This window comes from Pyxidicoccus trucidator (assembly GCF_010894435.1).
Taxonomy (GTDB): domain Bacteria; phylum Myxococcota; class Myxococcia; order Myxococcales; family Myxococcaceae; genus Myxococcus; species Myxococcus trucidator.
Map to the genome: position 1 here is coordinate 1 of NZ_JAAIXZ010000040.1, position 12,729 is coordinate 12,729.

Annotated in this window: 1 protein-coding gene; it reads left to right on the plus strand. The window is 72.0% G+C overall.

Annotated features, from left to right (window positions below):
* On the plus strand, positions 1-12,729 hold a 12,729-nt coding region (locus G4D85_RS48105), incomplete at both ends, for a non-ribosomal peptide synthetase (RefSeq protein ID WP_164021812.1).

The following is a 12,729-nucleotide window of genomic DNA, read 5'->3' on the forward strand; positions in this document are numbered from 1 at the left end:
TGTGGCAGCGCTCCTGGTTGCAGGGTGAGGCGCTGGAGAACCAGCTCGCGTGGTGGCGTGAGCACCTGAAGGGCGCGCCCCAGGCGCTGGAGCTGCCCACCGACTTCGCCCGCCCGCCCCTTCAGACATTCCACGGCGCCGCTGCTCCCATCCGCTTGTCGCGCCCGCTGTCCGACGCCCTGCGCTCGTTCTGCCAGAAGCAGGGCGTCACCCCCTTCATCGTGCTCCTGGCTGCCTTCCAGTCGTTGATGTCCCGGTACTCGGGCCAGGACGATGTCGTCGTCGGCTCGCCCACCGCCGGCCGCCGCTTCGCCGAGCTGGAGGGCCTCATCGGCTTCTTCGTCAACACGCTCGCCCTGCGCTCCCGGCTGGATGACCAGCCGTCGCTGACGCAGCTGGTGGTCCGGGTGCGCGAGGCCACGCTGGGGGCCCAGTCGCACCAGGACATCCCCTTCGAGAAGCTCGTCGAGGCGCTTGCGCCGGGACGTGCGCTGGACCGCACTCCGCTGTTCCAGGTGTTCTTCACGCTGCAGAACACCCCGGCCGGGTCCGCCGAGAACACGGACCTGCGCATCACCCCGTTTGGAGAAGGCACCAGCGTCGCCCGGTTCGACCTGGAGCTGTCGATGGGGGAGTCGCCCGAGGGCTTCGCGGGCACCTTCCAATACAACACCCGCCTCTTCCTGCCGCGCACCGCGGAACGGATGGCGTCGCACCTGGCCACGCTGCTCGAAGGGGCGCTGGCAAATCCCCTCCTGCCGCTGTCCGCCATTCCACTGCTGGAGGCTCGCGAGCGCGAGCAACTGCTCGTCGGCTGGAATGACACCGCCCGCTCCTTCGAGGCCGCACCGCTTCAGCTCCAGTTCGTAGCGCAGGCAGCTCGCACTCCGGACGCCCTGGCGCTGTCCTCGGGTGATGAGCAGCTCACCTACCGCCAGCTCCACCAGCGCGTGGTGCGACTGTCCCGCCGTCTCCAGGCGCTGGGCGTTCGCCCCGATATGCCCGTGGGCCTGTGCGCCGTGCGCTCCTGCGACATGGTGGCCGGGTTGCTGGCCATCCTCCACGCCGGTGGCGCCTACCTCCCGCTGGACCCGAGCTACCCGGCTGAGCGTCTCGCGTACATGCTCCGCGACTCCGGCGCCTCCGTCCTGCTGACGCACCAGGCACTCCTTGGCACCGTGCCTGGCGAGGGGCTGGCGGTGCTGTGCTTCGAAGAAGTCGAGCCCACGGAGCACTCCGGGCAGCCGGCTGAGTCTCAGCCGGAGCACCTAGCGTACGTCATCTACACCTCGGGCAGCACCGGCCTGCCCAAGGGCGTCATGGTGCCCCACCGCACCGCCGCCAACTTCCTGTCCTCTATGGACGGACTGCTGGAGGCCTCCTCCGGTGGCACGTGGCTGGCCGTCACCTCCATCTCCTTCGACATCCACGTCCTGGAGCTGCTGTGGACGCTGAGCCGAGGACTGCACGTCGTCCTGCATGACGAGCATGCCGCCTCCCGCGGCAAGCAGGCACTCTCCCTGCCCGAGGTGCTGCGTCGCCACGCCGTCACCCACCTTCAGTGCACGCCCTCCTTCGCGCGCACCCTGGTGCTGGCGCCCGAGTCCGTCTCCGCCCTGGCCTCGCTGCGCCACCTGCTCGTGGGCGGCGAAGCCCTGCCCGGCACCCTGGCGCGCTCGCTCCGTGCCGCCCTGCCCCACACGGCCCTCACCAATATGTACGGCCCGACGGAGACCACCGTCTGGTCCTCCACCCACCGCGTGAAGGACTCCGACGCGGTCGCCACCGTCTCCCTCGGCACTCCCATCGCCAACACGCGCCTGTACGTGCTGGACACCCGCGGCCAGCCGGTGCCCGTCGGCGTGCCCGGCGAGCTGTTCATCTCCGGCGAGGGCGTCGTGCGTGGCTACCTGCGCCGACCGGACCTCACCGCTGAGCGCTTCATTCCGGACCCGTTCTCCTCCACGCCCGGCGGCCGCATGTACCGCACCGGAGACCTGGCGCGCTGGCGGCATGACGGCACCCTGGACTTCCTCGGCCGCGCCGACTTCCAGGTGAAGGTGCGTGGCTTCCGCATCGAGCTGGGCGAAGTCGAAGCCGCCCTCTCCCGTCACCCCGAGGTCCTCCAGGCCGTCGCGGGCGTGCACCGCGACAGCAACGGTGACGGACGGCTGGTGGCGTGGCTGGTGCCTCAAGCGGGCCGCACCCTCGACGCGAGCGCCCTGCGCGACTGGGCCCGTCACCAGCTGCCCGAGCACCTGGTGCCCTCCCTCTTCGTCTCGCTGGACGCCTTCCCCCTCACGCCCAACGGCAAGGTGGACCGCAAGGCCCTGCCCGCCCCCACCCAGGCGTTGCTCTCCTCGGGCCTCTCCTACGTCGAGCCCCGCACGCCGCTGGAGCAGCAACTTGCCGAGCTGTACGCCTCCGTGCTGGGCGTGCCACGCGTGGGCGCCCTGGACGACTTCTTCGCCCTGGGCGGCCACTCGCTGCTGGCAACCCAGGCGGTGTCTCGCATCCGCGCCGCCTTCGGCGTGGATGTCCCCCTGCGAGCCCTCTTCGAGGCGCCCACTGTCGCCGCGCTGGCCGCTCACATCCAGGCCGCGCCTCGCATCGGCGACAGCCTGGCGGTGCCTCCTCTGCGGCGTGCCTCCCGTGACTCCGCGCTGCCGCTCTCCTTCACCCAGCAGCGCCTGTGGTTCCTGGACCAGCTCCAGCCTGGGAGCAGCGCGTACCACATGCCCTTCCTGGTCCGGCTGGAGGGAGACCTGGACGTCTCCCTTCTCCAGCGCAGCCTCACGGAGCTGGTGCGGCGTCACGAGTCGCTGCGCACCAACTTCCGCGCGGGCTCGGACGGGCCTCCCGTCCAGGTCATCCACCCACCCGCGTCCTTCCTGCTCCCCATCGTGGACGTGTCCGGACACGAGACGCCTGAAGAGGAGGCACGGCGCCAGCTGTTCACCGAGCGCTTCCAGCCCTTCGACCTGGCACAGGGTCCGCTCTTCCAGGGCGTGTTGATGCGGCTCGGGGCGAGAGACCACGTCCTGATGCTGACGATGCACCACATCATCTCGGACCTGTGGTCCGTGGGTGTGCTGGTGCGGGAGCTGAGCGCGCTCTTCCAGGCCTTCACCGCGGGACAGCCATCTCCCCTGCCGGAGCCCACGCTCCAGTACGCCGACTTCGCGGCCTGGCAGCGCGAGTGGCTCCAGGGTGAGACACTCGACGCTCAGCTCGAGTGGTGGCAGCAGCAGTTGGACGGCGCACCCGACCTCGAGCTGCCCACCGACTTCCCCCGCCCGAAGACGCCCCGGAGTCCCGGAGGACATGCCGCGCTGAAGCTGGGCCCTGAGCTGTCCGCCGCGCTGACGGAGCTGTGCCGCCGTGAGGGCGCCACGCCCTTCATGGCTTTGCTGGCCGCCTTCCAGCTCGTGCTCGGCCGCTACTCCGGCCAGGACGACATCGTCGTCGGCTCGCCCATCGCCGGCCGCAACCAGGCCGAGCTCGAGGGCCTCGTCGGCTTCTTCCTCAACACCCTGGTGCTGCGCACCCGGCTCGACGGCAACCCCACCCTGCGCGAGCTGCTGGGCCGCGTGCGCGGCGTCGCCCTGGACGCTTACGCCCACCAGTACGTTCCCTTCGAGCACCTCAGGCCCCTGCAGACCGACGGAGCCCAGCTCTTCCGCGTCATGTTCATGCTGCAGAACGTGGCCCGCATGGACCTGGACCTGCCAGGGCTCGCGCTGCGCCCGGTGGAACCGCCCGTCAACGCCGCGAAGTTCGACCTGACCCTCGCCATCGACGAGGGCGCTTCGGGCTTCACCGGTCAGCTCGAGTACAGCACCGAGCTGTTCGAGCCCGCCACGGCCGAGCGGCTCCTGGCCCACCTCCAGCATGCCATCGCCACCCTGGTGGCCCGACCGGAGCTGCGGCTGTCCCAGGTGTCCCTGCTCGACGACGAGGAGCGCCACCGGCTGCTCGTCGAGTGGAGCGGTGCCCGCGCGGACTTCCCGGACGACACCACCGTGGACGCCCTCATCCGCGAGCAGGCACAGCTTGCCCCGGAGGCCCTCGCCGCAGTAGTCGACGGCCAGCGCCTGACGTACGCCGAGCTGGAGCACCGGGCCAACCAGCTCGCGCGCTGGTTGCGGCGCGAGGGCGTCGGCCCCGACTCCATCGTCGGCGTGTGCGTGGAGCGCTCGCTGGAGCTGGTGGTCGCTCTCGTTGGCATCCAGCATGCCGGCGGCGCGTATCTGCCGCTGGACCCATCCCTGCCTCGCGAGCGCCTGGCCTTCATGTTGGAGGACAGCGGCGCTCGCGCCCTGGTGACGCAGCAGCCCCTGCTCGGGCGCTTCTCCCGTCCTCCCGCGCGCGTGCTGCTGCTGGACGCGCAGCGCTCGGAGCTGGAGGCGGAGAGCGGCGCGCCGATGCACTCGGGCGCCACCTCGCGCAACACCGCCTACGTCATCTACACCTCCGGCTCCACCGGCCAGCCCAAGGGCGTCCTGGTGGAGCACCGCGGCGTGTGCAACCTCGTGACTCACGAGGCCCGTGCGTACGAAGTGGGCCCCGGCACGCGCATGTTGCAGTTCGCCAACCTGGGCTTCGACATCTCCGTGGAGGAAGTCTTCACCACGCTGTGCGCGGGCGGAACGCTGTACCTGGCGCCGCTGGAGCGGCTGATGCCGGGCGAGCCGCTGCACCGCTTCCTTCGTGAGCAGGCCATCACCGCGGTGAGCCTCACGCCCGCGGCGCTGGCGGCCACGGAGTCCAGCGGGCTGCCCGCGCTGCGCACCGTCATCTCCGGCGGCGAGGCCTGCTCGGCGGACATCGTCGAGCGGTGGGGCCGGGGCCGCCGCTTCCTCAATACCTACGGCCCCACCGAGGGCACCGTGGTGGCCACCCTCACAGCGTGCGCTCCGGATGGGCGGGCCCCGTCCATCGGCCAGCCGCTGGCCAACGTGCGCACCTATGTCCTGGACGCCTCGCTGCAGCCGGTGCCCGTGGGCGTCCCAGGCGAGCTGTACCTGGGCGGCGTGGGCGTCGCTCGCGGCTACCTGGGCCGCCCGTCACTGACGGCGGAGCGCTTCGTGCCCTCGCCCTTCGCGCACGAGTCGGGCGCACGCCTGTACCGCACCGGAGACCGGGTGAAGTGGCGCGCCAATGGCGAGCTGGACTTCCTGGGCCGCGTGGACACGCAGGTGAAGGTGCGTGGCTTCCGCATTGAATTGGGCGAGGTGGAGTCCGCCCTGGCCGCGCACCCCGCCGTGCGCGGCGCGGTGGTGGTGGTGCGCGAGGACGGCCCCCTGGGCCGCAGGCTGGTGGGCTACGCCGTGCCGGCACCCGGCCAGGTGGTGGAGGTGGAGACGCTGCGCCGGTTCCTCAAGGAGCGGCTGCCCGAGTACATGGTGCCGGCGTCCCTCGTCCGGCTGGACGCGCTGCCGCTGACACCCAACGGCAAGGTGGACCACAAGGCGCTGCCCGCGCCCGATGCCTCCGCCGAGGCACGCCGGGACTTCGTCGCGCCACGCACCGCCACCGAGCAGGCTCTGGCCGAGCTGTGGAGCCGGCTGCTGGGCGTGACGCAGATTGGCGTCCACGACGGCTTCTTCGAGCTGGGCGGACAATCCGTCATCGCGACGCAGGCCATCGCTCGCCTGCGCAACCTGTTCGGCATCGACCTGCCGCTGCGCGTGCTCTTCGAGGCCCCCACGCTGGAGGGGCTGGCCCGCAAGGTGGATGCCGCCCTCGCGTCCGGCCAGGGCTCCGGCCTACCCGCTCCGAGCGTGGCGCCCCGGAATGGCGCGCCGCCGCTGTCCTTCGCGCAGCAGCGCCTGTGGTTCCTGGACCAGCTCCAGCCTGGGAGCACCGCGTACCACATGCCGTTCCTGGTCCGGCTGGAGGGAGACCTGGACGTCTCCCTCCTCCAACGAAGCCTCACGGAGCTGGTGCGCCGCCACGAGTCGCTGCGCACCAACTTCCGCGCGGGCGCGGACGGGCCTCCCGTCCAGCTCATCCACCCACCCGCGCCCTTCCTGCTTCCCCTCGTGGACCTGGCCGGACACGAGACGCCCGAAGAGGAAGCGAAGCGCCAGCTGGCCGCCGCGCACGAGCGGCCCTTCGACCTGGCAGACGGTCCGCTCTTCAGGGGCCTGCTGCTGCGACTCGGGGCGACAGACCACGTCCTGATGCTGACGATGCACCACATCATCTCGGACCTGTGGTCCGTGGGGGTGCTGGCGCGGGAGCTGAGCACGCTCTTCCAGGCGTTCTCCGCGGGGCAGCCGTCTCCCCTGCCGGAGCCCACGCTCCAGTACGCCGACTTCGCCGTCTGGCAGCGTGAGTGGCTGCAAGGCGAGACGCTCGACACGCAGCTCAAGTGGTGGCAGCAGCAGCTGGCCGGCGCGCCCGACCTGGAGCTGCCCACCGACTTCCCCCGCCCGAAGGCGCCACTGCACCCCGGCGGGCACGCCGCACTGAAGCTGAGCCCCGAACTCTCCGCCGCGCTGACGGAGCTGTGCCGCCGTGAGGGCGCCACACCCTTCATGGCCCTGCTGGCCGCCTTCCAGCTCGTGCTCGGCCGCTACTCCGGCCAGGACGACATCGTCGTCGGCTCGCCCATCGCCGGCCGCAATCAGGCCGAGTTCGAGGGCCTGGTCGGCTTCTTCCTCAACACCCTGGTGCTGCGCACCCGGCTCGACGGCGACCCCTCCCTGCGCGAGCTGCTGGGCCGCGTGCGCGGCGTCGCCCTGGACGCTTACGCCCACCAGCACGTGCCCTTCGAGAGCCTCCGGCCGATGCAGACCGGCGGGGGGAGTTTCTTCCGCGTCATGTTCATCCTGCAGAACGTGGCGCGGGTGGACCTGGAGCTGCCTGGGCTCGCGGTGCGCCCGGTGGAACCGCCCGTCAACGCCGCGAAGTTCGACATGACGCTCACGGTGACCGAGAGCGCTTCGGGCTTCACCGGACAGCTCGAGTACAGCACCGAGCTGTTCGAGCCCGCCACGGCCGAGCGGTTCCTTGCGCACGTGCAGCGCGCAGTCGCCACCCTGGTGACCCGGCCGGAGCTGCGGCTGTCCCAGGTGTCCCTGCTCGACGACGAGGAGCGCCACCGGCTGCTCGTCGAGTGGAGCGGTGCCCGCGCGGACTTCCCGGACGACACCACCGTGGACGCGATCATCCGCGAGCAGGCACGACTCGCCCCGGAGGCCCTCGCCGCAGTAGTCGACGGCCAGCGCCTGACGTACGCCGAGCTGGAGCACCGGGCCAACCAGCTCGCCAGCCGCCTGCGCCGCGAGGGCGTGGGCCCCGACTCCATCGTCGGCGTCTGCGTGGAGCGCTCGCTGGAGCTGGTGGTCGCGCTCGTCGGCATCCTGCATGCCGGCGGTGCGTACCTGCCGTTGGACCCATCCCTGCCTCGGGAGCGCCTGGCCTTCATGCTGGAGGACAGCGGCGCCCGCGCCCTGGTGACACAGCAGCCCCTGCTCGGGCGCTTCTCCCGTCCTCCTGTCCGCGTGGTGCTGCTGGACGCTCAGCGGGAGGAGCTGGAGGCGGAGAGCGGAGCGCCGGTGCACTCGGGTGCCACCGCGCGCAACACCGCCTACGTCATCTACACCTCCGGCTCCACGGGTCAGCCCAAGGGCGTCCTGGTGGAGCACCGCAGCGTGTGCAACCTGGTGACCCAGGAAGCCCGGGCCTACGAAGTGGGCCCCGGCACGCGCATGTTGCAGTTCGCCAACCTGGGCTTCGACATCTCCGTGGAGGAAGTCTTCACCACGCTGTGCGCGGGCGGCACGCTGCACCTGGCGCCGCTGGAGCGGCTGATGCCGGGTGAGCCGCTGCACGCCTTTCTGCGTGAGCAGGCCATCACCGCGGTGAGCCTCACGCCCGCGGCGCTGGCGGCCACGGAGTCCACGGGGCTGCCCGCGCTGCGCACCGTCATCTCCGGCGGCGAGGCCTGCTCGGCGGACATCGTCGAGCGGTGGGGCAAGGGCCGGCGCTTCCTCAACACCTACGGCCCCACCGAGGGCACCGTGGTGGCCACCCTCACGGACTGCGAGCCGGACGGGCGGGCCCCCTCCATCGGCCAGCCGCTGGCCAACGTGCGCACCTATGTCCTGGACGCCTCGCTGCAGCCGGTGCCCGTGGGCGTGCCGGGCGAGCTGTACCTGGGCGGCGTGGGCGTCGCGCGCGGCTACCTGGGCCGTCCCGCGCTGACGGCGGAGCGCTTCCTGCCCTCGCCCTTCGAGGCCGAGTCGGGGGCGCGCCTGTACCGCACGGGAGACCGGGTGAAGTGGCGCGCCAACGGCGAGCTGGACTTCCTGGGCCGCGTGGACACGCAAGTGAAGGTGCGTGGCTTCCGCATCGAGCTGGGCGAGGTGGAGTCCGCCCTGGCAGCACACCCCGCCGTGCGCGGCGCGGTGGTGGTGGTGCGCGAGGACGGCCCCCTGGGCCGCAGGCTGGTGGGCTACGTCGTCCTGCGAGAGGGCGCCCAGGCCGACGGCGCCTCGCTGCGCGCGGACCTCAAGGAGTCCCTGCCCGAGTACATGGTGCCTTCGGCCGTGGTGGTGCTGTCGGCGCTGCCGCTCACGCCCAACGGCAAGGTGGACCGCCGGGCCCTCCCGGCGCCGGACTTCGACATCGAGGTCCGGGAGCACATCACGCCCCGCACTCCCACCGAGGAGCGTGTCGCGCAGCTGTGGAGCCAGCTCCTCGGCGTCCAGCGAGTGAACGCCAGCGACAACTTCTTCGACCTGGGTGGACACTCCCTGCTGGCCACCCAGGCCGTCAGCCGCATCCGCCAGGCCTTCGGCGTGGAGCTGCCCCTGCGCGGGCTGTTCGAGGCCCCCACCGTCGAGGGCCTGGCGCGCCTGATTGACGCCACCCTCTCCGGCAAGGACATGCCGACGACGTCCAGGCCGCGCGACACCCGCGCGCTGTCGCTGCCAGTCATCCCCCTGGAGGACTTCGCCGCGAGCGAGCAGGCGAAGCCCAGCCCCGTGCATCCGGCCGGAGACTCCGCCGTGGCGCCAGTCCCCTCCGAGGAGGAGCGCCAGCGGGTGCTGGTGGAGTGGAATGCCACCGCCACCGAGTACCCGCACGACTCCACCCTGCCCGAGGTCTTCTCCCGGGTGGTCGCCCGCTTCCCCAACAAGGTCGCCGTCGAGTTCCAAAGTGAGCTCGGAATCTCGAAGCTCACCTACCGTGAGCTGGACGTACGCGCCAACCAGCTCGCCTGGCACCTGCGCGGCCTGGGCGTGTCCACCGACTCGCGCGTCGCTGTGGCCGTGGAGCGCTCGCTGGAGCTGATTGTCTCGCTGGTGGCCATCCTCAAGGCCGGCGGCGCCTACGTCCCGCTGGACGCGGCGTACCCGCGTGAACGCCTCGCCGCCATGCTGGAGGACTCGCGCCCGCTCGCGCTCGTCACCACGCGCGCGCTCCAGGCGAAGCTGCCCGCCCAGGGCCTGGCTTCCGTGGTGCTGGAGGACGCCCCCCTCTCCGGGCAGCCCGTCACCGCGCCGCCTTCCGCGGCCCTGCCCGGCAGCCTCGCGTACATCGACTTCACCTCCGGCTCCACCGGCCGGCCCAAGGGCGTCAGCACGCCCCACGCCGCCATCCTCCGCACCGTCTTCGGCGTCGACTACGCGCACTTCGGGCCCGACGAGACGTACCTGCTCCTGGCGCCCATCTCCTTCGACGCCTCCACGCTGGAAGTCTGGGGCCCGCTGCTCCATGGCGCACGCTTGGCCATCTTCCCGCCCCACTCGCCCTCGGATGTGTACGAGCTGGAGGCCGTGCTGGTGAAGCACGGCGTCACCACCCTGCACCTGACCGCCGGCCTCTTCTCGCAGATGGTCGACAGCCACCTGCCCGGCCTGCGCACGGTGAAGCAGCTGCTCACCGGCGGCGACGTGGTGAGCGCGCCGCACGTGCGGCGTGTCCTGGAGGAGCTGCGCATCCCCGTGACGGCCTGCTACGGCCCCACGGAGGGCACCCTCTTCACGTCCTGCCACCGCATGACGGCCGTGGCGCACGTAGGCGACTCCGTCCCCATCGGTCGCCCCATCGGCAACACGCAGGTGTACGTGCTGGACGCCTCCGGCCAACCCGTGCCCCCGGGCGTCATCGGCGAGCTGTTCATCGGCGGCGACGGCCTGGCCCGCGGCTACGTGGAGCAGCCCGCCCTCACCGCGGAGCGCTTCGTACCCAACCCCTTCTCCTCCACCCCGGGCGCCCGCCTCTACCGCACCGGAGACCTCGCCCGCTGGCGCGCGGACGGAGTCCTCGAGTTCCTCGGTCGCGCGGATGCGCAGGTGAAGGTGCGCGGCTACCGCATCGAGCTGGGCGAGGTGGAAGCCGCCCTGCTCGCCTTCCCCGGGGTGCGCGAGGCCGTGGTGGTGGCCCACGAGGACCGGCCCGGCGACAAGCGCCTGGTCGGCTACGTCGCCGCGCCCGAGTCGCTGGACGTGAGGGCCCTGCACGCCTTCGTCAGGCAGCGGCTGCCCGAGTACATGGTGCCCTCTGTCGTGGGACGGCTGGACGCCCTGCCCCTCACCGTCAATGGCAAGGTGGACCGGAAGGCCCTCCCGGCTCCGTCGACCTTCCAGCCCCGCGTCTCCACACGCGCCCCCCGCACCGAGCGTGAGCGCGAGCTGGCGGCGCTCTGGGCCCGCGTCCTCCATGTCGACGCGGTGGGCGCCGAGGACGACTTCTTCGAGCTGGGCGGCCACTCGCTGAGCGCCACGCAGGTGCTGTCCCGCATCCGCGCGCACTACCGCGTGGAGCTTTCCTTCACGGACTTCTTCACGGCGCCCACCGTCGCGGCCCTGGCCCTGCGCATCGAGGAGCTGTCCTCGACCCGGCCCGCGCCGCCCCAGCCGCTGCTCCAGCCCCGGACGGAGCGCGGCCCGGTGGCCCTCTCGTTCGCGCAGCAGCGCCTGTGGTTCTTCGCGCAGCTGGAACCGGACAGCGCCGCCTACAACCTGCCCTTCGCCGTGCGCCTGGAGGGCACGCTCGACGTGGCCGCGTTCTCGCGCGGCCTGCGCGACGTGCTCCAGCGCCATGAGGCCCTGCGCACCACGTTCCGGGAGCACGAGCACCAGCCCGTGCAGGTCATCTCCGCCCGGCCCGCGCTCCCCGCGGGCTGGGTGGACCTGAGCGCCATGCCGGAGGCCGAGCGCGAGAGCTCGCTCCAGCGCCTCGTCGAGCACGAGTCCCTCCAGCCGTTCGACCTGCGGGCGGGCCCGCTCTGGCGCGTCGTCCTGGTCCGGCTGTCGGAGCAGGAGCATGCGCTGCTGATCACCCTGCACCACGTCATCGCGGACGGCTGGTCCATGGGCGTGCTCTTCGGAGAGCTGTCCAAGCTGTACACGGCCCACGCCACGGGCCAGCCCGCGCGCCTGGAGCCGCTGCCGGTGCAGTACGCGGACTACGCGCTCTGGCAGCGCGCCTGGCTGCGCGACGAGGCGCTGGAGGCCCAGCTCGGCTGGTGGCGCCAGCGCCTCCAGGGCGCGCCCCGGGCCCTGGAGCTCCCCACCGACAAGCCGCGCCCGGCTACGCAGAGCTTCCGCGGCGGCGAGCACCGGTTCCACTTCCCGCGCGAGCTGTCGGAAGCCCTGGACGCACTCTGCCGGCAGGAGGGCACCACGCCCTCCATGGTGGTGCTCGCCGCCTTCCAGGCGCTGCTGGCCCGCTACTCCGGCCAGGACGACATCAGCATCGGCTCGCCCATCGCCGGCCGGACGCACGCGGAGCTGGAAGGCCTCATCGGCTTCTTCGTCAACACGCTGGTGCTGCGCACCCGGCTGGAGGGAGGCCCCAGCTTCCGCGCGCTGCTCGCCCGCGTGCGCGACACGACGCTGGGCGCCTACGAGCACCAGGACGTCCCCTTCGAGAAGCTGGTGGAGGCCCTGCGTCCCGAGCGCGAGCCCAACCGCTCCCCGCTCTTCCAGGTGATGCTCGCCTACCAGAACGCTCCCATGCCCGAGGTGATGGGGCCCGGGCTGCGGCTGAACCCCCTGGACGTCGAGCAGAGCTCGGCGAAGTTCGACCTCACCCTGTCCGTCTTCGACGGGGGCAACGGGCTGATGGGTCAGCTCGAGTACAGCACGGACCTGTTCGAGGCCTCGACGGCGGCGCGGATGGTGGGCCACCTGCGGGTGTTGCTCGAAGGCGTCCTCGCGGCGCCGGACCGGCCGCTCTCCGCCGTGTCCATCCTCACCCCGGAGGAGCGGCACCTGCTGGTCCATGCGTGGCGTGAGCCCGCCGCCGCCACGGCGGGCGACGCCTGCCTGCACCGGCTCTTCCAGGCCCAGGCCCGCCTCGCGCCGGACACGGTCGCCGTGGAGCTGGAAGGCCAGACGCTCACCTGGAGCGAGCTGCACTCGCGCGCCCGCCAGGTCTACCGCTCGCTGCTCGCGCGCGGGCTGGTAGCGCTGTCCGGGCCGCCCCCGCTCATGCCCGTGCCGCGCACCGAGACGCCGCCGGTGTCCTTCGCCCAGCAGCGGCTGTGGTTCCTGGACCAGCTCAAGCCGGGCAGCGCCTTCTACAGCATCCCCATGCCCCTGCGGCTGGAGGGCCCGCTGGACGTGGGCGCCCTGGAGCGGGCCTTCACCGAGCTGGTGCGCCGTCACGAGTCGCTGCGCACCACCTTCCATGCCGACGCGGGCCACCCCTTCCAGCGCATCCACCCGCCCACGCCCTTCCACCTGTCCCGGGTGGACCTGAGCGCAC